This window comes from Cytobacillus oceanisediminis 2691, from assembly GCF_007678455.1.
GTDB lineage: Bacteria > Bacillota > Bacilli > Bacillales > Cytobacillaceae > Mesobacillus > Mesobacillus oceanisediminis_A.
The window spans coordinates 121,608-143,651 of sequence record NZ_VEEP01000011.1 but is presented as its reverse complement, the minus strand read 5'-3'; the positions used below and the strand labels follow the sequence as shown (position 1 = coordinate 143,651).

The following is a 22,044-nucleotide window of genomic DNA, read 5'->3' as shown; positions in this document are numbered from 1 at the left end:
TGATATAATTATTATTTCTGATTCAGTTTTTTTTATTTATTACATAACTAATTTAGATAAAAATCTTTATAGTGAAAAAAACCGAGTCCATATGAAATAAATAGTAAAATGGACTTAAGATGTCCCATATAGGAGTGAGCACTCTGATTGAACTTCTTTTTATAATCCTAATCTCCGGCGGGTTAGCTGGATTAGCGAATATCATTAGATTCCATGTAAGCGCTTGGTTGAATCGACTTATCCTGGTCCTCGCCTCTCTGTTGCTTGTCGAAATTTCTGGTTTGCTTTTTGGAACAAACCATTTAATATGGATGGTTCTCTTTTTTATTGCATTATCAGGATCCTCCTTCAACCTGATAGGCGGATTAACTGCCGCTGGATTAAGCACCTCCCTTGTTTTCTTTCAGGCTGAAGTTTTCCCGATACTCCTTATCCCGGTGTATTTTGCAATTGGTTCAGCAGCAGGTTATGTTTCACAACAAATCGATAAAAAGGGAACCAATCATCAGTTGTGGACAAATATGCTCATGAATCAATCAAAGCATTTACAAGTGTTCCGTGAAGTAAGTACGACCATGCAGCGAACTCTTCAGCAGGATATGCTATTGAAAGTAATCCTGACTTCGGTTACTGCGGGTCATGGACTAGGCTTCAATCGGGCAATGATTTTCTTGTCATCACATGAAACAAATTCTTTAAAAGGAGTAGTCGGTGTAGGGCCGATGGATGTAAAAAAAGGCTATGAAGTTTGGGAGAAGATATCGGAAGACAAATTGAAGCTGCGCGACTTGATTGAACATAATTTCGACAGCAACTTCACTGATCCTGAATTGAATTCAATACTTCGGTCACTGGATATTCCGCTTGATGGCCAAAATGTCTTTAGCCAATCATTAACACGACAACAGCCGGTGATCGTGAAGGAGATCGATGAAACCGATTCCTCCCAGGCACTGATTAACAGCCTGTTCCAAACGGATGAATTTGCGGTCATCCCCTTGATTAATCAGGGGAAAAATATCGGAATCCTTTTGATAGACAATATTGTTAACAAGCGTCCGATTACATTGATAGATACTGAGAATATTCTGCCGCTTGCCAACCAGGCGGCCATCGCGCTTGACCATGCCAGACTTTATCAACAGATTGAAGAAATGGCCTTGAGAGATGGACTTACGGGGCTCCTAAACCAGCGCGCATTCCAGACTATTCTTGATGATTACTTTCCAGATGATGCAAAAGGTCCCGGGCCTTTGTCATTGATTATTTTCGATATTGACTATTTCAAGGTTTTTAATGATAAGAATGGACACCTCCTTGGTAATGAGGTGTTGATGAAACTTGCACGTGTCATAGAGAATTCATTAAGAGCTGGTGATTTCTCCTTCAGGTTTGGCGGTGAGGAATTTGTTGTGCTTTTACCGGGAACACCTCTGCCAAAAGCAGAAGTAATGGCGGAAACCATTCGAAAAAATGTAGAAGCAGCAAGCTTTCCCGGCGAGGAAACCCAACCACATGGCATTTTAACTGTAAGCATTGGAATAGCATGTACAGATCACCCTGCCATCACGAGTAAAAATGAACTCATTGAGGCAGCCGATCAAGCACTTTATAAAGCAAAAAGATCTGGAAAAAATACGGTGGTCACATTTAAGGAGTTCGTTTGCATTGATTGAACTGACATTTATTATCGCTGCATTGGTCTTCGTTTTGACATCTATAATGACAAGCAGGCCGATGTATACCCTTTCGATGAAGAATTACTCGAAGCGGGTCACATCCCAATATGCTATCAGAATAGCTGATTTACATTACTCTTATGACCAGATGATCTATTTCATTTCACTTCCTACTACTCTTCCCTATATAAAAGCGGCGGTGAAAGAGGACTTGATCATCGAACAGGATTACTCATCCTTTTTTTATCCTGAGTTAAAGGGAATAAAAATATCTTTGGACCATGAAGGAGAAAAACTATATCTCGCATATTTGCCAATCGGAAATTTCCGGCTTCCCCATTTAGATAAGCTTCAGCAAGAAGGCAGTATTGATGAAGAGGCTTATTTAAAAATTAGTACCACAAAGCTGCTCCACCCTGACACCCTGCAAGAGGTTCGGGATGAGGTGTTCAAGCAGCTGCAAGTAGGCCGTTATTAAGGAGCCAAAGGTCAAAGAACACCTCACTGTTAAATGCATATCTAATAAAAACGGAAAGAGCCGGTTTTAATTAATTGCCGGCTCTTTTAATTCTTTTAGTGAATCTTTATCTGGGCTTTCCAATCAACGATAAATCCATTTTTTCAGCAGTGCAGCCCAAAAAACCATCAACAAATGGATGGAATTATTGACCAATACATGGCGCAAATTCTTCATTGCAATCCCCGTCTTCAAAACATACAAATCCATGTTAAGCATGAATATTCAGCTGGTGAACGATAAAAAGCCCTAGGCACCTCGGGCTTTTCTCAATTATCTGATCAAGATTCGATTTTACCAATAAATTGGAGGTCTTCTGCATTAAACTCACTTGGAGAGCTTTCAAGAATTTTTTTCACGTCAGATAAAGTTTCTTTTAATCCTACTGTTACACCTTTTTTCCCAGTATAAGGTTCGGCAACATAAAAGGGCTGAGTCAAATAGGCCTCCAGTTTTTCACCTTGCTTGTAGACTTGAAGTTCGGATTCCGGCAGACGGCCGACACCGTGAACCGTAACGATCGAACGCAACTCCCGATATCGGCGGAGTAATTTTTGTGCTTTTTGCTGTACGCCATGGTGAACGGGGTCTAGATAAGAACCCTCAAGGATGGAAGATGTAGAGTAGATAGGATTTACGGCCGGATATTTATGTCTTGCAGCCAAATCAGCATCGAATTGCCACAAAGTATCGAGCGGTCCATATGGAAGATCATCATCCACTGCTTCTCCTTTTAAATCGAGCAAGAATGTTGTTACTTCTGTCATGTCTTTATCATCAAGCATTTCTTGCAGGGTGTACATCTCTCCTGATAAAACATATGCACGATCAGCTGTAAGTACAAATTTCTTGTCAACCCCTGCAGAAATCATCATGTTAAAAGTCTCTTCTATACTATTAGCCACAAAGTCAACATCATCAAGGATGTCGTTCATTTCAGGATGGTTGTCCTTTGGATTGAGAAGAATGGTCTTATACTCTTCCATTTTTAATCTGTGCAGCATTTCAGCCAATACTACTAATTGGCCCATACCCGGCCGTGCGACCAGGCCAACTGTCCCGCCTTTTGCAATTGGAGCAAATAAGTCTAAGATTTTAATACCAGTTTCGATCATTTCCACACTCTCCCCTCTTAAAATAAGTTCATCCAGGGAGCAGCCAGCAAGCTCCGCCAGTGCCACAATTGTACGTACCTCCGCCCTGCCAACGGGAATTTTACCCGTAGATAGGTTTGAAACAGTAGCAGGTCTTAGTCCGACAGATTTTGCTGCGGTAGTAAGATTAGGTACTCGCTTCCTCAGTAAAGCCACATTCAATCTAAGTTTTTCCATCGCTTCCTCCTCCTTACTTTTAATAGTAATCATTTTTACTCTATAAAGCAACGATCACTTACTCTCTAAAGTAATTTTTTTACTCATTAACTTTTCGTGTGCATAAAAGGCAGTTCACCTAAATAAATTAAATGCTTATCGATTTGTGTAACTGTACTCAACATCAAGCTATTTTAACTAGAGTTACTTTCACAGAAGTCTTATGAGTTTGTCCTCCCTTTAAACGGGTATAAAAGAATATACACAATTAAAGGAGGCCAAAACAATGAATGACGAACAAACAAAAGGCGCTTTCGATCAGGTAAAAGGTGAAGCCAAGAAGCAATTTGGCAAGGTGACCAACAATGAATCCATGGAAGCGGAAGGCCGTCTTGATAAAGGAAAAGGCAAATTGAAAGAAACCGCCGGGGATTTAAAAGAGGACGTATCACGCGCATTTAACGATTCTTCAAGAGATTAATAGCTATAAATAAGAAAAAATGCCTTCGCAACGAGCGAAGGCGTTTTCTTGTTGTTCTACTCAACATTATTCTTATTTTTACCCTTTACAAACCGGTATGCAAGATAGGCTATATATAACGGTGTTGCAAAATAAATCAAATATGGGAATTGTCCATACGTCCCTTTCCATATGACAAATAACAAAGACCCAAGAAAAATGGTAACAATGGTACCGTATTTTGGAAGCGGAACTTCTTTAAAGCTAGGAATCCTCACCCTGCTGACCATCAGGAAGCTGAGAGCTGTAAAGACAACCGTCGTAACGATATTAGGAATCAAGTGCCCGAATAGGGTAAGGATGGCCATGATTCCGCCTGCAGCAGTGATTGGAACGCCAATAAAGTAATTAAGTGATGATTTATCCGTGCTGATGTTGAACCTCGCCAGGCGATAAGCTCCAAAAAGCGGAAATAGTCCGGCAACCATTAGACCCCATATCCCAAATTGGTAGAAATATGTATAATACACCAGGAATGACGGCGCTACACCGAAGGTAACGATGTCCGCAAGTGAGTCAAGCTCCTTGCCAAGCTGGCTATCCGCCTTCAGCATCCTCGCAAGTCTTCCATCCATGCTATCGAGCATCATGCCGATTAATATTAAAATGGCCGCATTGTTAAATTGACCATTAGCCGCAAATCCAATCGAAAGAAAACCACAATACAGATTCCCCAGTGTGAACATATTGGGAATCATCTTTGTAAACCGCATCAGTTGTCATCACTCTCCGAACATAATCTAATTCTGCATATGCCTATTTTTACCCTGGCAGCCTAGCAAACATGTTTATTTTTTCATTTAATCGCCGAAAATATAGTTTAACTATATCATTAATTCTCATCCTGAGTAGAATATAATCATAAAAATTCATAAAAGATTTTGTAAGAAATGTTATGGATGGCCTCTGTAAAAAATGCTTTAAAAATGTTTCTTCTAATTGTATACTTATCTGGGGTTGGTGAATTATGATCAACAAATATATGCGCAGGATCAAATTTCTTCTTATAAAATTATTAAGAATAAAGGAAAACGCACACAATGTTTCAATAGGATTTACCATGGGTTTTTTAATCCATTTCATTCCATCTTTTGGGATGGGACCCATCCTGTCTACCGTAAGTGCTAAGGTGTTCAAGGGTAATGCTATGGCAGGTTTCATAAGCGGCGTAGCTCTGATCTGGCTGTTTCCATTTTTGTTTTATCTGAATGTAGTCGTGGGTGAGACTGTCATTCCAGGTGGGAACTTTCATTCTCCAGTTGGTATGACATTACATGGAATGGAAGCAGGAATGCATTTAGGTGCCGTTTTCTTCATTGGCATGATTATTAATATCCTTCTCTTCGGTTTGATTGTCTATTATGTCGTTTATACCATCATGAGAAAGTACCGATTAAACTTCCTGAATATAGTAAAAAAATGGGATATAAAAAAATAAGGAGCAAGAAAATTCTTAAGATTTTTCTGCTCCTTATTTTTTATTTATATGACTTCCAGGAATTCGATTAATTCTCGTTCAAGGCCTGGGTAAAATACAGTCCTCCAATTCCCCACAATATAAGGACCCTCTATAGGTATGATATTTCGACTACGAAATTCCTTTATAACAGAATTCAGATGATCCACCTCAAAGCAAAGATGCATAGACACTCCACTTTCCGATACGGGCACGTTTCCAATAAGTTCAATCTTGAAGCCATCCTTTTCCAAGAAGAAAATATCCTCTCCCCCAAATCGGAGTCCTCCATTTTCTTTAAACCCGAAAATTTTCTCATAAAAGGCTTTCGCAGCCTGTAAATCACTTACTTCAATCCCTAAATGATGGAACCTCATTATTCCCCCGCTCTCCTTTCAGGTGACTTATGATCAAAAACTAACAGTGTCATCTTAAACTCGGTTAAATAATCAGATTGATATCACCGAATTCGTGCCATAAATAATTGTTTTTAATTGCGGCAGCATAAGCTTCAAATAGGCCATTCTCATTAATGAATGCTGTCAGCATATCCAAATGGCTGGCCTTCGGTTCATGAAATCCCGTAATGATCCCGTCCACGAGCTGTAATTGATATTCAGAGTTAACGTAAAGATTGGTCCAACCATTCAGGGTTGATTCAGCAGCTGCGGTTTCAAGCGCCCTAACTACGGTCGTTCCCCCGGCGATAATCTTCCTTCCCCCTGCTTTCGCTTTGAGTATTTCATCCATTGCTTCCTGGTTTATTGAGTATTCTTCATAAAGATCTTCCGGCGAATGAGGATTCAGGTCATCAAGCAAATAACCAAGCCCGGTATGAAGTTGAAGATACACTAGCTTTATCCCTTTTCCCTGGAGCTTCATTAACATTTCCCAGGTGAACGCCCTGCCTGCTGATGGCATTTCTATTGACCCTGGCTGGCTTGCGAAAACAGTCTGGTAATAATCAAGCTCCCACGGAACTTTGATATACTCGTATCTTACTGGGTATCCTACTGAATAGATTGCATCATAAAACTTTTCTCCTTGAAGAGTGAATTGCATAATTTTTAATGGGGATTTCAAGACTTCCCCAATAACCTCAGCTTCTAATTTATCCGATATTTTAAAACAGTCCCCTGTTTTTACATTCTGCTGTGTAGCCAGGACTTCCCAAACGGCTCCAGCCCTTTTTCTGGCTAGTCTTAATTCAATGTCAGTTCCAATTACCTTCCCGTCGCGCATCCAATCTGCCTTCAGGGCAGCCGGTATGGTTCTGCTGTTATTCAATACAAGTATATCTCCTGGGTTCAAGTAATTTTCGAGGCGAATAAAATGATCGTGACTAACACGGCCAGTTTCCCTGTCTAAAACCATCATCCTGACCTGATCGCGGCGAAGTCCCCGCCTTTCCGGCGGATGGGAAGCATTAAGGTAATCTGGCAGGAAGAAATCATATGTTGCAGTTGTTTTTGTCTGCATTATAATCCCTCCTTTTTAAATGCCTGAGCCTCTAATCTCTGGCCATTGACCCCTTTTGAGGCATCTGAGGCAAGATAAAGGAAGACATCAGCGACCTCATTTGGATCTGCTAACTCATAATCGCAATCTGGAACCGCAAGTGCATGCATCTCGGTGTCCATTTCACCCGGGTCAACCATATTTATTCTAATATTCGTAGATTTTAGTTCATCTGCCCATGTCTCGGTCATACCTTCGACGGCAAATTTTGAGATTCCATATGCTCCCCAGCCGGCATATCCAACATTACCTGCTTCTGATGTTACATTTATAACAGACCCCTCATTATTTACCAGCATGGAAGGCAGGACCCTTCGCGTGACCAAAAAGGGACTGATGCTGTTAACCTTGAGCACCTCGGTGAAATCCTCCTCGGGAAAATCGAGTAAAAGAGGCATGGGGCTAGGTCCCAGAATGGAGGCGTTATTGATTAACACATCGATTCGTCCATATGCTTCAAGTGTGAGAGCGACGAATTTCTCTGCGTCCCTGGGAATCGATATGTCAGCCGTAACGGCAAGCACTTCGACTCCATAACTTACCGCTTCCTCCCTGACCCTGTACAACTCCTCTGTCCTTCGGGCACAGACTGCCAGTTTCGCTCCCTCTTTCGCAAACCTTAACGTCAATGCTCTTCCAAGTCCCTGCGTGACACCAGTAATCATCACCACTTTGTTTTTTACCATAGTCAATCCTCCTTGTGATTTCTTTCTTGTCTTTATCATAAGATTTCCAAGAAAATGAATCCTCGTAGAGAAGCTTGAAATGTACTACGACTTTAGTCTGAACTTTCAAAGTAGAACCCAAAAAAGGCTGCACAATGGCAGCCTTTTCAGATTACATATTAATTATTAAAGTTCCAGAAGGTATACTATCGCTTCATATGGTCTCAAGGGAATTGAAGAAACGTATTCAGGTGCTGGCTCGTAATTTGACACTAGAACATCGCTTTTCTTATCCTGGAGGTCTGCTGGTAATGTGAAGCTTTGTTCCTCACCGGTAAAATTCAATATAACAAGGAGCTTTTGCGAGCCCAACGTCCTCGTATATACATATATGTTTTCATCTTCCGGAAGCAGAATATCATAGCGGCCATGGACAATAATCTGCTGCTCTTTCCTTAACTGAATCAGCTTCCGATAATAGTGGTAGATGGAATTTTCATCAGCGACTGCCTGCCTTGCATTAATCTGTGGATAATTTGGATTTACCTGAATCCAAGGCGTTCCTGTTGTAAAACCGCCATGCTCGCTATCGTCCCACTGGAAAGGTGTACGCGCATTGTCACGCCCTTTCACATATATGGATTCCATAACTTTTGCTGGATCTTCCCCCTGCTGATTGACCTTCTCATCGTACATATTCAGGGTCTCAATATCCTTATAATCATCGATCGAGTCAAAGCGGACGTTGGTCATCCCGATTTCCTCTCCCTGATAAACATACGGTGTTCCTTTCAGCATATGCAGGAAGGTGGCCAGCATCTTCGCCGATTCCACTCTGTATTGCTTGTCATTCCCAAATCTTGAAACCATCCGCGGCTGGTCATGATTATTCAAATACAAGCTGTTCCAACCAATATCCTCAAGGCCCATTTGCCATTTAGTAAAGTTTTTCTTTAAATCAGTAAGCTGTAAGGGTTTGAAATCCCACTTTCCACCTGGGCCGGAATCCAGGTCAACATGCTCAAACTGAAAAACCATATTGACTTCGTTCCTGGATTCATCAGTGTAAAGCTTGGCTTGTTCCACATTGACACCAGGCATTTCGCCAACAGTCATTACATCATAATCAGCAAGTGCTTCTCTATGCATTTCCTGAAGATAATCATGGATTCTCGGTCCATTCATGAAATATCTGCTTCCGGATACATATTTTTTTCCTTCAGGATTTGGAGCGTCAGGGAGTCCATCTACTTTTGAAATGAAATTGATGACATCCATCCTGAATCCATCGATCCCTTTATCCAGCCAGAATCTCATCATGTCATATACTTCCTGGCGAAGCTTAGGGTTTTCCCAATTTAGATCAGGCTGTTTTTTACTGAAGATATGCAAGTAATACTCTTCAGTATTTTCATCGTACTGCCATGCAGAGCCGCTGAAAGTGGATTGCCAGTTATTCGGTTCCTTGCCATCTTTCCCCGGTCTCCAAATATAATAATCACGATAAGGGTTATCCTTCGATCTTTTCGACTCCATAAACCATTGATGTTCATCAGAGCTATGGTTTACAACCAGGTCCATGATCAGTTTAAGTCCTCTATCATGCATTTCTTTAAGGAGAAGTTCCCAGTCCTTCATTGTCCCAAAGTCATCCATGATATTTTGGTAATCACTGATATCATATCCGTTATCATCATTAGGAGATTTATATACAGGAGATAACCAGACTACGTCTATACCCAATTCTTTTAAATAATCAAGCTTAGAAATAATGCCAGGGATGTCGCCAATGCCATCACCATTGGAATCCTTGAAACTCCGGGGATATATTTGGTATATGACAGATTCTTTCCACCAATGTTTTTTCATGCAAGTCACTCCTAAGTAATCTTAAGTAAACGTTTACGTTTTTAATTTTGATGCTCATATAACATCCCTCGCCTCATCGAAAGCCTTTTTACACTATCCCGTTCGACCACAGAATGCGGCATGATTCTGCTTTCGACAATTGTGCCCTCGGCCATCATCGTAAAAAGCATTTCTGCAGCAACCCGTCCCATTTGTTCCAACGGCTGAGCTACTGTCGTCAATGGCGGTATTGCCATTTCTGCAACCGGGAGATTATCGTAACCGATGATTGAAAGTTCATCTGGTATTTTAATTCCGGCTTTATGTGCCGAAGATATCGCGCCTAGAGCTAGCTCATCGCTTGCAGCAAATATTGCTGTTAAATCTGGTGATTGTTCCAGGAGTTTCGGAAAATGAATATAACCATCCTTAAATGAAAATCCCGGTGAATGGATGATACTCTCTTCTATTATGGCGAGCCCATTATAAGCCATAGCCTGTTTAAATCCATCTACTCTTGTCTGGCCGGCTATCGGATCCTGAGTGTTTCCGCCAATCATTCCAATTTTACTGTGCCCCATTTTTACCAGATAATCAGTTGCAGTAAATGCTGCATGTTTATCATCTACTTTTACGAAGGGCAAAGGGTATTGGTAGGATTCGGTTGAAACAAGTACAACAGGCACCTTCATCGACTCGAGTTGCTTGTAATATTCCTCAGTCATCTTTTCACTGACGAACAGGATACCATCTACCCTCTTCTCTGCTAAGAGCTGTAAATACTTCATGGTTCGCTTTCCTTGTGATGCTGTATTGCAGACGATCACACTTGAGCCCAGATCATGAACCGCTTTTTCGACTCCACGCAGGATATTTGAAGAGAATTGACTGGAAACCTCCGGAAAAAGGATTCCTACAGTATTGGATTTATTGCTGACCAATCCACGGGCGATTGCATTCGGCTGATATCCAAGTTCTTTGATGGCTCGCAGCACTTTTTCTTCGGTTTCTTTGGAGAAGCCACTCAGTCCATTAAGAACTCTTGATACAGTGGCGGTAGAGACTTTCGCTTGTTTTGCTACATCTTTTATTGTATGACTCATTAACCATCAAACCCTTTACGTAAACGTTTACGTTCTAAATTAATCATAATATGGTTTCAATCTTATATCAACTATTTCTTATAAAAGAGAAACCTGAAGGCCCTGACCTTCAGGTTTCTTTCCCGGATTACTTTTGCTTTTTTTTGCTATCTTCTGCAGGTCGGGTTCCAGCATTTTCAGTAATACCGGTAAGGATTTCCCGGTTATATTTACTGCGGTCTTCTCCCATACCAGGCAATGAATTTGCCATTGGCAGTTGTTCCAGTTCTTTTCCTCTTGGCATTTAAACACCCCTGCCCTTAATGTTCCTCATCTTATTGTTACTAACCAAATAATTTAAGCAGGTATTTCAAGTGATTCGTTGAATTAATTATCATGATAAAATTGTTAGGTGGTAATTTATGAAGATTGGGTTATTACGTCATTTTAAAGTGACATTAGGCTATCCTGCAAAGTTTGTGACTTCCCAGGAGCTGCTGTCATGGCAGCAAGAGTATAATGAATCAAGTATCGAGGAAGTAGGAATCGATCATCAAGGTCAAAAATGGAGTAAGTGTTATTCCAGTGATTTACCAAGGGCAAAAACCACTGCATATAAGGCTTATGATGGAGATATTATTTTTCTGGAGGAACTTAGAGAAATCTCGATATATCCAGTCATCCCCTCTGATTTACGGCTTCCTCTTTGGCTTCACGTATCCTTAATAAGGATTGCGTGGTTTTTTGGACATAAATCTCAGAGGGAAAGTAAACAGGAAGTCATTGCAAGGATTAACAAGGTTTTGGATCAGGCAATGGAACTTGACGAAGATGTTTTGATTGTAGGGCATGGTGGAATCATGATGTTTTTGAGAAAAGAAATGCTAAAAAGAGGTTTTAAAGGCCCCAAATTCAACAAGCCTGAAAATGCCCTAGTCTATATTTTTGACAACCAGACGCGATAATTAGGCGTCTTTTTTTATGAATGCGCATGAATGAACCGGCTCTGTAATGGAAAAAGTAACGACGAGCCAGTTATATGAGGAGGTACGGAAATGGAGAACACACACGAATTTGTCCAAAAATTGCATGATAAGCAGCGAAAAGATGAACAGAATAGAAAGCGCCAGGGAAAAGAAAACCCGAGTGACAAGCTTCCTAACAAACAACATTAAAGATACTTGCATCACATTTTAAAAATAGACCGCTTAAAAGCGGTCTATTTTCATGTTATCTTTTTCGGCGGTTTCTGGAACTGCTCTTGAGACCCATTCGGTCTGTCGATGAACTGGAGTTGGTTATGTTCCTGCTATCCCTTTTAGGCTTTTCTCCTATGTTGCTCCTTGTCCGTCCGTTTCTTGATGGATTTTCAGCCTGTCCACCTCTTTTTTCGTCTGGACGGTTTGTTCTTGATCCCTGGCTATCTGCTTTCCTTCTTTGTTCCCGTCTTGACGATGGCTGTTCCCTTTCTGTGCGTTGTTGACCTTCCATGCGTGAGGGACGATTGCCATTGCGGGAGGATGATTTTTTATCGGCTATTTTTTCGCCTCGATGATCTCTTTCAGGTTTACTGTTACCCCTTCGCCTCAAGCCTGAATTCCTTCCTTTATAGTCGCCAGCTTTATGCGTTTTAGAGATTCTCTTATCTCCTGATTGATCTTCATCTCTTTTGGCATTCCCCATATTTTTCTTTTCGATCCTGATGTTGAGTTCCGATTCAATTTGTTCCAATAATGATCGATCTTTGGCTGTATAAAAGGTTAGCGCGAGTCCTTCATTGCCTGCTCTTCCTGTCCTTCCGATCCGATGGATATAACTTTCGGTATCAAGGGGAATGTCATAATTGAATACATGGGTGACACCTTCTACATCAAGTCCCCTTGCTGCTACATCGGTGGCAATAAGGTACTGAATCTTTGCTTCACGGAACTTCTTCATTACCTGCTCCCTTTTCGCCTGGGACAGGTCACCGTGCAGCTCATCACAATTGAAATGATTTGCTTTTAACACATCGTTCAGCTTGCTTACCCTTCTTTTCGTCCGGCAAAAAATCACCGCCAGAAATGGCTGATAGGATCTTAAAGATTCAATCAAATCACCTTGCTTGGACCGATCCGTTGAACTGATGGCCATTTGTTTGATATTTTTTAGCGGAGCCTGGGTTTTCTCAACCTGGATGTACTCAGGCTGGAACATATGTTGTTTAGCCAGCCTTTTGATCTCATCAGGCATTGTCGCTGAAAATAGCAATGTTTGTCTTGTTTTTGGCGTCTGCTTGATGATTTCTTCAACCTCATTCAAGAAACCGATATGAAGCATTTGATCCGCTTCATCAAGTACAAGAAACGCGGCTTTGGAAAAATCGACAGTCTCCCTGCGGATATGGTCAAGCAATCTCCCTGGAGTACCGATGACAATATGGATGTTTTTCTTTAGTTTTTTCAGCTGCGCTTCTACATCCTGTCCACCATATACAGCAAGAACATTCATTCCTTCTATATCATCCGTCAGCTTTTTGATTTCATGGGTAATCTGTAAAGCAAGCTCTCTCGTAGGTGTAACAATCAATGCCTGTATATTCGGATTATGAATATCGATTTTTTCTATAATGGGCAGCACAAAAGCGAAAGTCTTACCGGTACCTGTCTGAGACTGGGCAATCACATCCTTGCCATCCAGCAATAATGGTATTGCTTTTTCCTGAATTGAAGTAGGCTCAGAAATCCCATTCCGATTTAATGTGTCTGCAATATATTCTGATATACCTAATGATTTAAAATGATTCAATATAAATCCCTGCTTTCTTTATTCGGCTGGATGAACCCAACCACCCTTCTCATTATTGCTGTTTATGTTAGAAAATATCAAGGTTATATTGCAAATGATTTTTCAGATTCACCTGAGTTGTCAAGCTTCTACTATTGGGTAAAATAATAATATGTGGATTTTAGATATTGCCTGTGGTACGATTTACTAATTGAAGAATAGGAAGTGATTATAAGTGATTAAAATTGAACTGCCAGCACCAGACGTAGTCATCACACGAAGCAAGCAATTAGGAGAAAAAGTTGAAGCTGTGATCAGCAGTGAATATGGTTTTACTGATTACCACCGGATCCCAAGGGATAAAGGCGGAATCATCATGTTCTTTGACGCTGACGATGAATTGATGTTCGTAGGAAAAGCACGTAAGCTTAGACCACGTGTAAAAAAACATTTCGAGGATAATGTCTCCCCAATTAAAAACCATCGTCATGAAGTGAACAAAATTGCAGTCATAACTGTGGTAGATCCAATCGACAGAGAAATTTATGAAACCTATGCTATTAACGTACTTAAAGCCAAGTATAATATCGATAAGGTATTTTATAAATAAGAAGAGCCTGCATGCAGGCTCTTCTTATTACTTAAACCAGCCTTTTTCCTTTGACTGGGTAATGGCTTCTATCCTGTTTGTAACCTGAAGTTTATCCAGGATTGTGGAAATATAGTTTCTGACCGTGCCTGTTGTAATGCTGAGCTGTCCGGCAATTTCCTTTGTGTTTTTGCCATCGGCCACAAGTTCAAGGACCTCCATCTCACGTTCGGTCAGCGGATTTTCCTCACTGTATACATCATCCATGAGTTCAGGGGCAAACACTCGTCTTCCTCCCATCACACTCCGGATTGTGCTCGCCAGTTCCTCTGAAGGACTATCCTTCAATAAATACCCGCTGACACCTGCTTTCAACGCTCGCTGAAAATACCCGGATCGGGCAAACGTGGTTAAAATGATAATCTTGCAGCCCAGCCCTTTCAATTCTTCCGCCGCTTCAAGTCCGGTTTTTCCAGGCATTTCAATGTCCATCACACATACATCCGGTTTTATCTCTTTGGCCAGTGCAACTGCTTCCTCCCCGTTGCTCGCTTTGCCAACGACTTCCATATCATCTTCAAGACTCAGCAGAGACCCCAATGCCCCCAATAGCATGCGCTGGTCCTCGGCAATGACAATACGTATCATAGCTGGTCCTCCCTATCGGTTTGCTTCAATACTTTAGGTATTTTAATTTTAAGATTCGTACCGTTATCTGAAAGAATATCAAGTGTGCCATTCACAAATTCCAGTCGTTCCCTCATGCCCTGTAGCCCGCTGCCCTTGTAGAGGTCCTCTTCCGTAATATTGCCGACTCCATTATCGCTCACTACAGCAGCAAGTTCATTTTCTGTTTGCCGAATGGAAACGCTGCATTCTGTTGCTGAACTATGTTTAACAACATTCGTAACTGCTTCTTTAAGGCACATGCTTAGGATATTTTCAGAAAGCAAAGATACGTTGTTGAGATTAAAATCTTCTTCATTTCCGACAAACTTGATTTCCGCTGCTTTTAAAATCTGTTTGATGTGGATGAGCTCGTCACGGACGCGGATCCCTCTCATTTCTGCCACCATTTTTCTTACTTCATTCAGGGCAGTCCTTGCCGTCTGCTGAACATCCTTTAATTCCTCTTTTGCCAATTCGGCATCTTTATTGATCAATTTGCGGGCTAAATCACTTTTCAATCCGATTAATGACAACTTTTGGCCAAGAGTATCATGTAAATCCCTGGCGATCCTTTGACGCTCTTCAAGCTTAACAAGTTCCGAAATTCGCTTATTTGCATCCTCAAGCTTTTCTTCGAGCTCTCCTCTTTCATTTTTGTTATGAATGCTGAAAGGAAGCAGAATCACACTGATCCACACAATCACAATGATAGGAAGCTGTTTTATAAAGAACTCTTCCTGGAGGACGATTTCAAAATTGATGACAATCGATGTCCCTACCAGGTGAATGAAATATAAAACTAGAAACGGAATACGGTCTTTTATATTCCCAATAAAATAAACAATAAAAAATGCAAAATAAACATAGCTGAAAAGACTTGCAGATGCAATGGAAATACCGATCAGGATACACGTCCATAGGTATACTGTCCATCCTCTTGAGACAAATGCGAGCCAGTATACGAGAAAAAACAGCAGAGTCAGGATGATTCCTGCCGCTTTCCCAGCCATAGTTGGCATCTGCCAAATGAAGTAAAAGGGAAGAATACCGAGTATAGTCCATATGTATGGGGAAATTCCTGTACTTCTAAGTGAATTGAAATACCTTTTAAACATATAAAAACCTCTGCTTTATGATTGCTGATTCTATTCTATCATAATGGAAATGGATATAATTACAAAAAATTACTCCCCTGATTCAAGATGCCTTTATACATCCAGAATTAGGGGAGCGAGTTTTATAGTTCCGGTTTTGTCTGAGTCGTCAACTTATTGCTTTGCTGCAATGCTTTCATTTCCCTGAAGCTAATGAATTGCTTCTTTCGTTCGTCCCAAAGACGGAAACGCAAGGAAGTCAGGCTGGTTGAAATTGTGATGGTCGGCACATTCTGCAATGGCTTCGTATTATTATGAACTTCTTCAAGCTTATAGTTCGGGACTCTAGGGCTTAAGTGGTGAACGTGGTGGTAGCCAATATTTCCAGTGATCCACTGCAATACTTTTGGCAGCTTGTAGTATGAGCTTCCTTCCACGGCAGCTTTTACATACTCCCAGTCTTTATCCTCTTCAAAATAAGAATCTTCGAATGTATGCTGTACATAGAACAGCCAGATGCCAAACATCCCGGCAATGAAGAAAATCGGCCCTTCTACCATTAAGAATGCCTTCCAGCCAATTGCCCAAATCAGGAGGCCAGAAATTCCAAAAATCAAAACATTTGTCAAATAAGTGTTAAGGCGCTCCTTCGTTCTGGCACCTTTGCGGTTAAAACGGTTCTTGAATAAAACGATGTAAATTGGCCCCAATACAAACATTACGAATGGATTGCGGTACAATCTGTACGCAAGCTTCTGCCACGCAGGAGCAGCCATATATTCATCGACTGTCAGCACCCAGATGTCGCCAGTTCCGCGTTTGTCCAAATTGCTGCTGGTTGCATGGTGGACAGCATGGTCATGGCCCCATTGGCTATAGGGAAACAAAGTCAGTACTCCGGTGAGGGTTCCGACAACTTTGTTCGCAGTACGGTTTTTGAAGAACGAATGATGCGTGCAGTCATGGAAGATGATGAAGATCCTGACCATGAAACCAGCAGCAGCAGCCGCAAGCACAAGTGTCAATCCATAGGAAATCGACAGACTTTGATAGGCAAAATACCATAATGCCAAAAATGGAATGACAGTGTTGACTATTTGAATAATACTCATTTTAGTGTTTGAATTTTCATAAGGGGCGACCTGTTTTCTAAGTTCTTTTGCGTTGTTAGTTGTCATCTTGTTCAATAATTCCCCTTTCGGATTTCTTAGTTAATTAAATTATAAATAAGGGAAATGGTTTTGTGCAGTAGCAGGTGTCATGTATGACATATGATAAATGTCATGTTTCGTTTTGTTTTTACAATAAAAAGGTTGGAATATCAAGGATTTATGATTATTATCTGGTACTAACATTTACTAATAATTTTTTCTATGTAGTTGGTTTATTCCGCTTTTGATCTCTTATCGAATATTCCTTCACCCAGCCAAAACTTGTTCGATCATTTCCGGTGCCATCAATCATTTCTGTCAAAGTTGGCGGATACGGATTTACCCTTATATGTTTAACCAAATTTTCAAATGTGAAATTATATTTCAAAGAATCACAAATAGACATCCAAGCTAAAATTGTTTCGCTCTTAACTGTCACTACCGGATAAATATATTCGATTAAAGCCAATAGTTTTAAACTCTCTTCCTTCGTCACTTTTTTCTTCACCATCCTTCAAACCCACAGTAATTCATTTTTTCCATGCTGGCCGTAAAGATACATCGCAACTTGAGCTTTATCAATGTAGAATGAGATAAAAAGCTGTCCTGGCGGGTGAGAATATATGAAGCATGCAATTATTACGGGTTCCTCAAGCGGATTTGGAAAATTGATCGCAATTGAACTGGCCAAATCAGGCTATCATGTGACTGCCACAATGAGGAATCTAAAAAAGAAAGATCATTTGTTGGAGCTTGCAGCGGCTGAAAAAGTGACAGATCAGATTCAATTATTTCAGTTGGATGTTACGATTGATGAATCAATCCAAGAATTCAAGAGGTTCGTGCATTCACTGGATTCAGTAGATCTGCTAGTCAATAATGCCGGCTATGCACAAGGTGGCTTTTCAGAAGAACTTGAGGTGGACACATATCGAAAACAATTTGAAACGAATTTTTTTGGAGTGATTGCTGTCACTCAGGCCGTCCTCCCTTTTATGCGTCAGCAAAGGTATGGAAAAATCATAAATATGAGCAGCATCAGCGGAAGGTTTGGATTCCCAGGCCTGTCTGCCTACGCAGCATCGAAACATGCTCTGGAGGGATACAGTGAAAGCTTAAGGCTGGAGTTAAAGCCTTTTGGAATCGATGTAATTTTGATTGAACCTGGTTCCTTTAAAACGGATATATGGAAAAGCATTGAAGCAGTTCCAATGCATGACCAATCACCATATGAATCCTCTATGGAAGCGATTATGAAAGAACTAAAAACCGCTGAAGCCAGTTATGGGAATCCTCAGGATGTTGCCAGGCTTGTTTCTGGAATTGCATCCGCAAACTCCCCGCAATTGAGATATCCAATTGGTAAAGGCATCAAGAATACCTTGTTTTTAAAAAATCTTCTTCCGTGGAAAATGATTGAAAAAATCGTTATTAAAAAATTGAATATGTAATCCTCCCAGCAGATTCTTTTCATAAAAAAGGTGCCCGATCAATAGATTGGGCACCTTTTCTCTAGTTAGACATTGCTTTATTGTTGAAAATATGATTGATTGGATTAAGCAGCATGGCACCGATTCCCTGAATGATGGTTTTTACGATGACTTGGCCTAAAATCGCAGCAGGGACGGCTTCCCATGGCAGGAAGTTTGCTCCTAAAGGACTCAATCCTAGCACGACGAATATGATTGAGTCCAACAGTCCGCCAACCAATCCGCTATAGAAGATTCTCCAGCTCATTGGCAGTTTTAGCCTCGTATAAATTTCAGTATCGGTCGTCTCAGCAACAGCAAAGCTCAAAGCCGAAGCGAATACAATCCAAAGAGTGTCACCAAGAATCGAAGAAACAATTGCTGATAATACAAGAGCCAAGCCAATGAACATGTATGTTTTCGCTCGGCCATACTTATTTTGGACAAGGTCACGGAAAATGAATGTGGCTCCTATCAATAATGTACCCATCGGCACAATGAACATACCAAACTGAAGTGGTGCAAGTGCCGCTGTAATCACGTTGGCAGTTATAATTGAAATCAAGTATAAAAAGATTCTCATAATCTTACCTCCTGTTTATTTAAACCCCTCTTTTATTTCCCCAAATATACACATGAAGCTGCGGCAGAACTCTTACATTCTTCATTTCATTATCATTCATCACTTTGTCAATCAGCCATTCATACTTATCGACCAATGAAACCGCAAGCTCCTGGCGGTTTTCGGTAACAATATCATCATTCCCTACCTGCAGATAAAAAGATAGTGCAGGATATCGTGTATGCACCATTTTAGCGTAATCATAATCAATGTCATCAAAAATTACGATCTTCAGGCTTACATTTTGTAATGCGCCTTTTTCAGCCAAAGGATCTACAATTTTATCCAGGACATAAAAATCAGTTTTCATCCCTGAACTAGGCGGTTTTGGCGACAGGGTCAGCGCTTGAATATCCAGGAACCAATCCTGCCATTTGCTGCCCTGGGTTTCCAGGCATATATTAATATTTTTTTCCTTTAGCAAATTAACAAGACTCGACAAGTTTTTCAGTAACGCTGGATTACCTCCTGAAATCGTAACATATGAGAACCCTTCTCCACCTAGTGTTGTGAGCTCATTCCAAATTTCTATTGCATCCATTTGCCTGATTAAATCATTTCCGGACCCATCCCAAGTAAATGCTGAATCACACCAGGCACATGAATAGTCACACCCTGCGGTACGTACAAACATTGTTTTTTGGCCTACTACCATTCCCTCACCCTGGATGGTCGGCCCAAAAATCTCCATAACGGGAATCTTACTCAATCTTCATCCACTCCCGTCTTGCTTCTGCATAGCTTGTAGGAGTTTCATAGAGTCTGACGAATTCAACCTTAGCTCCGTCATACAAGTGCTTTCTGTTTGCCAGAGCATTTGCCATTTGTTCATAAATCCAGACAACCATATTTTCAGCCGTCGTATTCATCGGCGGCAAGGTTTCATTCAAATATCTGTGGTCAAGGTATAGTTCTATTTCTGTCTTCCAAATATCCTTTATGTCACCAAAATCAATCATTAGACCGCGGGCATCAACAAAACCACTCAGACCGAAGATGACTCTATACGTATGTCCGTGCAGATTTTTGCATTTCCCATCATATTCATGAAGATGATGGGCGGCATCAAAGGTAAATTCCTTGCTGACAAGGACACGTTTTGAGTGATATTTTAACTGTCCTCTTTTTATATCTTCATCTATTTTTTGAAGCTGGTCGACAATTCGGAAATCGCACATCATGACTCAGCTCCTTCCAGGAACTCATCCAGTCCTTTCTTCCGCAGCCTGCAGGCAGGGCATACCCCGCATCCATCGGCGATGATCCCGTTATAGCAAGTCAATGTCTTTGTCCTGACAAATTCCATTGCGCCAAGATCATCGGCCAGCTTCCAGGTTTCCGCCTTATTCAGCCACATTAAAGGTGTATGGATGACAAAGTTATCATCCATTGAAAGATTAAGGGTAACATTCATTGATTTTATAAAAACATCCCGGCAATCAGGGTAGCCGCTGAAGTCCGTTTCACAAACACCTGTTACGATGTGTTTTGCGTTGATTTGACTCGCAAGAACACCAGCAAATGATAAAAACAATAAGTTCCTACCTGGAACAAACGTGGACGGCAACTCCCCGTCCTCTCCATCTTTCACTTCAATTTCGTTCCGGGTCAATGCGTTTGGCGCTAATTGGTTCAGCAGTCCCATATCGAGGATATGATGCTTGATTCCAAGTTCACTTGCAATGTCCTTCGCACAGTCAATTTCTGTCCTGTGACGCTGGTTGTAATCAAATGTCACTAATTCAACCTCTTTAAATTCTTTTAAAGCCCAAAACAGGCATGTTGTACTATCCTGCCCGCCACTGAAAACGACAACAGCTTTCTCGTTTTTCATAAAAAATTCTCCTTTACAACGAAAAAACAGCACCACTAAGACAGCAGTACTGTTTTCCCTTAGTTTTTTTGAGAGGGTAGCTAGAACCTCTTCCGTATAGACGGAATATGTAATTTTGACTTATTCATTTTATCATACATTTTATAAAAGGAAAGCTAAATTTATACCGTCATTTTTTGGTTTTCACCAGGTGCTCTTGCCTGAATCGGAGAGCTGACCACTTTGAGTCTATGGAGACATTGCTTACAGCTCTATAATCAGATAGTTCGCTTACGATCGCAAAAAGAGAGTCGCGGTTGATGTCTGTTTTAACCTTTGAACTCTTCTTCGGGAATGCAATCCAGAAAACTGCATCTTCCTTTAAAGCTTCCAGCGCCTTTGGCAGCCACGCCCTGACTTCGTCACTACTATTCACGAACAAAAGTAAGAAATTATTTTTATCACTCTGCTGTTCACCTTCCACCCCTAAGCGGAATCCATCTGGTGCATTCAATACCAATGCATTGCCTTCTTTAAATCGCAGCTTTTTAACTATTTCATCCATAAAGAACATCCTTTCAGTTTAAACTATTCATTTTATTTATTATAAATTACAACGGGTTAAGAACAAACGACTAGCACCATTCTAATTGTTAGCACCTCCTCTCCGTAAATGAATAAAGTGAATGTAGAGGTGATGAATCTTGCCGGAGTGGATTGTGATTTTTTATCCAATAAATTTTTTATCAGCTTATATTCTATATATCTATTTGTACAATCGTAGAATGTATATCGATTTACACCTGGGCAGGAATATAACGATGGTGGCCGCCGCCGGATTAGCGCTGGGAACGGGGCTGATTTTTATCAACTTAAATCCTTTACACTTCCTGGAGGCCGCGTTGCTTTCCGTGATTATTGGAGGTTTATCAGGGATTCTATTTGGAAATCTATTTAACTACAAAACAATATTGACTGGATATCTAATTGGTTTAATCATGGGATTCACGGCACCGATGGCAGGAACTGCCGCTTCTGAAGGGATTTGGTACCTTCTCACGATTGAGATCATTATCATCAGCTGTTTTTGCATAGCTGCCTTCACAATTTACAAAGCTTAAATTCCATTTGAAAAGCTTATTTTAAAACAACGACGTGGTTTTGACAGCTTTTCGCTCGCGACCATCTAACCTGTCAAAATAACGACCGATTCTTGACAGCTTTTTGCTCTCTACCTATAAACCTGTCAAAATAGCGACGGGTTCTTGACAGCTTT

At 40.8% G+C, this 22,044-nt stretch carries 27 protein-coding genes and 1 riboswitch; of the genes, 9 read left to right on the top strand and 18 right to left on the bottom strand.

Translation table 11 applies throughout. The annotated features are described in order from the left end of the window. The first annotated feature begins 227 nt into the window (after positions 1–227). The gene (locus tag FS736_RS20310) at positions 228–1,676 is read left to right on the top strand and encodes a GGDEF domain-containing protein (protein WP_186326869.1); all 1,449 of its coding nucleotides are present in this window, start codon (positions 228–230) and stop codon (positions 1,674–1,676) included. Continuing rightward, complete coding sequence (locus FS736_RS20305; RefSeq protein WP_144480756.1) at positions 1,669–2,157, top strand: hypothetical protein; 489 nt, start codon at positions 1,669–1,671, stop codon at positions 2,155–2,157. Before FS736_RS20310 ends, FS736_RS20305 begins: the two co-directional genes overlap by 8 nt. Positions 2,158–2,477: 320 nt before the next feature. On the opposite strand, the gene FS736_RS20300 is transcribed toward FS736_RS20305, so the two are convergent. Beyond that, positions 2,478–3,527: an ATP synthase beta subunit C-terminal domain-containing protein gene (locus FS736_RS20300; protein WP_144480754.1), complete on the bottom strand. Its 1,050-nt coding sequence runs from the start codon at positions 3,525–3,527 to the stop codon at positions 2,478–2,480. A 265-nt stretch (positions 3,528–3,792) separates the two neighbouring features. Here FS736_RS20300 and FS736_RS20295 point away from each other — a divergent pair, with 265 nt between their 5' ends. Next, positions 3,793–3,987 (top strand): CsbD family protein, encoded by a 195-nt coding sequence (locus FS736_RS20295; protein ID WP_144480752.1) that lies wholly within the window; start codon positions 3,793–3,795, stop codon positions 3,985–3,987. Positions 3,988–4,043: 56 nt separating this feature from the next. Here the strand turns inward: FS736_RS20295 and pssA are convergent, their stop codons facing one another. Next, on the bottom strand, positions 4,044–4,739 hold the full coding sequence (pssA, locus tag FS736_RS20290) for a CDP-diacylglycerol--serine O-phosphatidyltransferase (RefSeq protein ID WP_144480750.1): 696 nt from the start codon (positions 4,737–4,739) through the stop codon (positions 4,044–4,046). Between the two features lie 254 nt (positions 4,740–4,993). Here pssA and FS736_RS20285 point away from each other — a divergent pair, with 254 nt between their 5' ends. Next, on the top strand, positions 4,994–5,464 hold the full coding sequence (locus tag FS736_RS20285) for a DUF2062 domain-containing protein (RefSeq protein WP_144480748.1): 471 nt from the start codon (positions 4,994–4,996) through the stop codon (positions 5,462–5,464). Between the two features lie 44 nt (positions 5,465–5,508). Here the strand turns inward: FS736_RS20285 and FS736_RS20280 are convergent, their stop codons facing one another. From FS736_RS20280 to FS736_RS24465, 6 genes are all read right to left on the bottom strand, one after another. Next, positions 5,509–5,859: a VOC family protein gene (locus tag FS736_RS20280; protein WP_144480746.1), complete on the bottom strand. Its 351-nt coding sequence runs from the start codon at positions 5,857–5,859 to the stop codon at positions 5,509–5,511. Positions 5,860–5,923: 64 nt separating this feature from the next. Continuing rightward, positions 5,924–6,961 (bottom strand): S-adenosylmethionine:tRNA ribosyltransferase-isomerase, encoded by a 1,038-nt coding sequence (locus FS736_RS20275; protein ID WP_144480744.1) that lies wholly within the window; start codon positions 6,959–6,961, stop codon positions 5,924–5,926. Continuing rightward, on the bottom strand, positions 6,961–7,686 hold the full coding sequence (locus tag FS736_RS20270; RefSeq protein ID WP_144480742.1) for an SDR family NAD(P)-dependent oxidoreductase: 726 nt from the start codon (positions 7,684–7,686) through the stop codon (positions 6,961–6,963). Before FS736_RS20270 ends, FS736_RS20275 begins: the two co-directional genes overlap by 1 nt. A gap of 165 nt (positions 7,687–7,851) precedes the next feature. Then, a complete protein-coding gene (locus FS736_RS20265; protein ID WP_144480740.1) occupies positions 7,852–9,534 on the bottom strand; it encodes a glycoside hydrolase family 13 protein in 1,683 nt (560 codons plus the stop codon). Positions 9,535–9,575: 41 nt separating this feature from the next. Next, complete coding sequence (locus tag FS736_RS20260; protein WP_144480738.1) at positions 9,576–10,616, bottom strand: LacI family DNA-binding transcriptional regulator; 1,041 nt, start codon at positions 10,614–10,616, stop codon at positions 9,576–9,578. Positions 10,617–10,743: 127 nt separating this feature from the next. Continuing rightward, entirely contained in the window at positions 10,744–10,899 is a 156-nt protein-coding gene (locus FS736_RS24465; protein WP_186326868.1) for a hypothetical protein, read from the bottom strand. A gap of 118 nt (positions 10,900–11,017) precedes the next feature. Here FS736_RS24465 and FS736_RS20255 point away from each other — a divergent pair, with 118 nt between their 5' ends. Together FS736_RS20255 and FS736_RS20250 are read left to right on the top strand one after the other, a co-directional pair. Next, positions 11,018–11,560, top strand: coding sequence for a histidine phosphatase family protein (locus FS736_RS20255; protein ID WP_144480736.1), 543 nt, complete (start codon positions 11,018–11,020; stop codon positions 11,558–11,560). Between the two features lie 90 nt (positions 11,561–11,650). Then, positions 11,651–11,770: a DUF4023 domain-containing protein gene (locus FS736_RS20250; protein WP_041965366.1), complete on the top strand. Its 120-nt coding sequence runs from the start codon at positions 11,651–11,653 to the stop codon at positions 11,768–11,770. Positions 11,771–11,825: 55 nt separating this feature from the next. On the opposite strand, the gene FS736_RS20245 is transcribed toward FS736_RS20250, so the two are convergent. Continuing rightward, positions 11,826–13,382, bottom strand: a complete 1,557-nt coding sequence (locus FS736_RS20245; RefSeq protein ID WP_144480734.1) for a DEAD/DEAH box helicase — start codon at positions 13,380–13,382, stop codon at positions 11,826–11,828. Between the two features lie 214 nt (positions 13,383–13,596). Here FS736_RS20245 and FS736_RS20240 point away from each other — a divergent pair, with 214 nt between their 5' ends. Beyond that, entirely contained in the window at positions 13,597–13,971 is a 375-nt protein-coding gene (locus tag FS736_RS20240; protein WP_023614140.1) for a nucleotide excision repair endonuclease, read from the top strand. A gap of 27 nt (positions 13,972–13,998) precedes the next feature. Here the strand turns inward: FS736_RS20240 and FS736_RS20235 are convergent, their stop codons facing one another. From FS736_RS20235 to FS736_RS20220, 4 genes are all read right to left on the bottom strand, one after another. After that, on the bottom strand, positions 13,999–14,598 hold the full coding sequence (locus tag FS736_RS20235; RefSeq protein ID WP_144480732.1) for a response regulator transcription factor: 600 nt from the start codon (positions 14,596–14,598) through the stop codon (positions 13,999–14,001). Next, positions 14,595–15,734, bottom strand: a complete 1,140-nt coding sequence (locus FS736_RS20230; RefSeq protein WP_144480730.1) for a sensor histidine kinase — start codon at positions 15,732–15,734, stop codon at positions 14,595–14,597. The genes FS736_RS20235 and FS736_RS20230 overlap by 4 nt, the downstream gene beginning before the upstream one ends. A 122-nt stretch (positions 15,735–15,856) precedes the next feature. Next, positions 15,857–16,891: a Delta(5) desaturase DesA gene (gene desA / locus FS736_RS20225; protein ID WP_144480895.1), complete on the bottom strand. Its 1,035-nt coding sequence runs from the start codon at positions 16,889–16,891 to the stop codon at positions 15,857–15,859. A gap of 193 nt (positions 16,892–17,084) precedes the next feature. Next, positions 17,085–17,375 carry a hypothetical protein gene (locus FS736_RS20220; protein ID WP_144480728.1) on the bottom strand — a complete coding sequence of 97 codons (291 nt, stop codon included), beginning with the start codon at positions 17,373–17,375 and terminating at the stop codon, positions 17,085–17,087. Between the two features lie 112 nt (positions 17,376–17,487). Between FS736_RS20220 and FS736_RS20215 the strand changes: the two genes are divergently transcribed. Continuing rightward, the gene (locus tag FS736_RS20215) at positions 17,488–18,315 is read left to right on the top strand and encodes an SDR family oxidoreductase (protein WP_144480726.1); all 828 of its coding nucleotides are present in this window, start codon (positions 17,488–17,490) and stop codon (positions 18,313–18,315) included. A 61-nt stretch (positions 18,316–18,376) separates the two neighbouring features. On the opposite strand, the gene FS736_RS20210 is transcribed toward FS736_RS20215, so the two are convergent. The 5 genes from FS736_RS20210 to FS736_RS20190 all read right to left on the bottom strand — a co-directional run bounded on the left by FS736_RS20210 (position 18,377) and on the right by FS736_RS20190 (position 21,333). Further along, positions 18,377–18,916, bottom strand: coding sequence for a VUT family protein (locus FS736_RS20210; RefSeq protein WP_144480724.1), 540 nt, complete (start codon positions 18,914–18,916; stop codon positions 18,377–18,379). 19 nt (positions 18,917–18,935) lie between these two features. After that, on the bottom strand, positions 18,936–19,664 hold the full coding sequence (gene queE / locus FS736_RS20205) for a 7-carboxy-7-deazaguanine synthase QueE (protein ID WP_144480722.1): 729 nt from the start codon (positions 19,662–19,664) through the stop codon (positions 18,936–18,938). After that, positions 19,657–20,133, bottom strand: a complete 477-nt coding sequence (gene queD, locus FS736_RS20200) for a 6-carboxytetrahydropterin synthase QueD (RefSeq protein ID WP_144480893.1) — start codon at positions 20,131–20,133, stop codon at positions 19,657–19,659. The genes queE and queD overlap by 8 nt, the downstream gene beginning before the upstream one ends. After that, positions 20,133–20,789: a 7-cyano-7-deazaguanine synthase QueC gene (gene queC / locus FS736_RS20195; RefSeq protein ID WP_144480720.1), complete on the bottom strand. Its 657-nt coding sequence runs from the start codon at positions 20,787–20,789 to the stop codon at positions 20,133–20,135. The genes queD and queC overlap by 1 nt, the downstream gene beginning before the upstream one ends. Positions 20,790–20,842: 53 nt before the next feature. Next, a riboswitch (PreQ1 riboswitch) is annotated at positions 20,843–20,885 on the bottom strand. Positions 20,886–20,958: 73 nt separating this feature from the next. Continuing rightward, entirely contained in the window at positions 20,959–21,333 is a 375-nt protein-coding gene (locus FS736_RS20190; RefSeq protein WP_144480718.1) for a hypothetical protein, read from the bottom strand. 256 nt (positions 21,334–21,589) lie between these two features. Between FS736_RS20190 and FS736_RS20185 the strand changes: the two genes are divergently transcribed. Beyond that, complete coding sequence (locus tag FS736_RS20185; RefSeq protein WP_144480716.1) at positions 21,590–21,889, top strand: hypothetical protein; 300 nt, start codon at positions 21,590–21,592, stop codon at positions 21,887–21,889. Positions 21,890–22,044 lie beyond the last annotated feature (155 nt).

What these genes read in the sequence shown, in the direction of transcription:
- FS736_RS20255 (WP_144480736.1), top strand. Translation starts at nt 11,018, where the DNA reads ATGAAGATTGGGTTATTACGTCATTTTAAAGTGACATTAGGCTATCCT.
- FS736_RS20270 (WP_144480742.1), bottom strand. Translation starts at nt 7,686, where the DNA reads ATGGTAAAAAACAAAGTGGTGATGATTACTGGTGTCACGCAGGGACTT.
- queD (WP_144480893.1), bottom strand. Translation starts at nt 20,133, where the DNA reads ATGTGCGATTTCCGAATTGTCGACCAGCTTCAAAAAATAGATGAAGAT.
- FS736_RS20230 (WP_144480730.1), bottom strand. Translation starts at nt 15,734, where the DNA reads ATGTTTAAAAGGTATTTCAATTCACTTAGAAGTACAGGAATTTCCCCA.
- FS736_RS20275 (WP_144480744.1), bottom strand. Translation starts at nt 6,961, where the DNA reads ATGCAGACAAAAACAACTGCAACATATGATTTCTTCCTGCCAGATTAC.
- FS736_RS20220 (WP_144480728.1), bottom strand. Translation starts at nt 17,375, where the DNA reads ATGGTGAAGAAAAAAGTGACGAAGGAAGAGAGTTTAAAACTATTGGCT.
- FS736_RS20235 (WP_144480732.1), bottom strand. Translation starts at nt 14,598, where the DNA reads ATGATACGTATTGTCATTGCCGAGGACCAGCGCATGCTATTGGGGGCA.
- FS736_RS20250 (WP_041965366.1), top strand. Translation starts at nt 11,651, where the DNA reads ATGGAGAACACACACGAATTTGTCCAAAAATTGCATGATAAGCAGCGA.
- queC (WP_144480720.1), bottom strand. Translation starts at nt 20,789, where the DNA reads ATGAAAAACGAGAAAGCTGTTGTCGTTTTCAGTGGCGGGCAGGATAGT.
- FS736_RS20210 (WP_144480724.1), bottom strand. Translation starts at nt 18,916, where the DNA reads ATGAGAATCTTTTTATACTTGATTTCAATTATAACTGCCAACGTGATT.
- FS736_RS20260 (WP_144480738.1), bottom strand. Translation starts at nt 10,616, where the DNA reads ATGAGTCATACAATAAAAGATGTAGCAAAACAAGCGAAAGTCTCTACC.
- pssA (WP_144480750.1), bottom strand. Translation starts at nt 4,739, where the DNA reads ATGCGGTTTACAAAGATGATTCCCAATATGTTCACACTGGGGAATCTG.
- FS736_RS20190 (WP_144480718.1), bottom strand. Translation starts at nt 21,333, where the DNA reads ATGGATGAAATAGTTAAAAAGCTGCGATTTAAAGAAGGCAATGCATTG.
- FS736_RS24465 (WP_186326868.1), bottom strand. Translation starts at nt 10,899, where the DNA reads ATGCCAAGAGGAAAAGAACTGGAACAACTGCCAATGGCAAATTCATTG.
- FS736_RS20185 (WP_144480716.1), top strand. Translation starts at nt 21,590, where the DNA reads ATGGTGGCCGCCGCCGGATTAGCGCTGGGAACGGGGCTGATTTTTATC.
- FS736_RS20215 (WP_144480726.1), top strand. Translation starts at nt 17,488, where the DNA reads ATGAAGCATGCAATTATTACGGGTTCCTCAAGCGGATTTGGAAAATTG.
- desA (WP_144480895.1), bottom strand. Translation starts at nt 16,891, where the DNA reads ATGACAACTAACAACGCAAAAGAACTTAGAAAACAGGTCGCCCCTTAT.
- FS736_RS20265 (WP_144480740.1), bottom strand. Translation starts at nt 9,534, where the DNA reads ATGAAAAAACATTGGTGGAAAGAATCTGTCATATACCAAATATATCCC.
- FS736_RS20300 (WP_144480754.1), bottom strand. Translation starts at nt 3,527, where the DNA reads ATGGAAAAACTTAGATTGAATGTGGCTTTACTGAGGAAGCGAGTACCT.
- FS736_RS20285 (WP_144480748.1), top strand. Translation starts at nt 4,994, where the DNA reads ATGATCAACAAATATATGCGCAGGATCAAATTTCTTCTTATAAAATTA.
- FS736_RS20295 (WP_144480752.1), top strand. Translation starts at nt 3,793, where the DNA reads ATGAATGACGAACAAACAAAAGGCGCTTTCGATCAGGTAAAAGGTGAA.
- FS736_RS20280 (WP_144480746.1), bottom strand. Translation starts at nt 5,859, where the DNA reads ATGAGGTTCCATCATTTAGGGATTGAAGTAAGTGATTTACAGGCTGCG.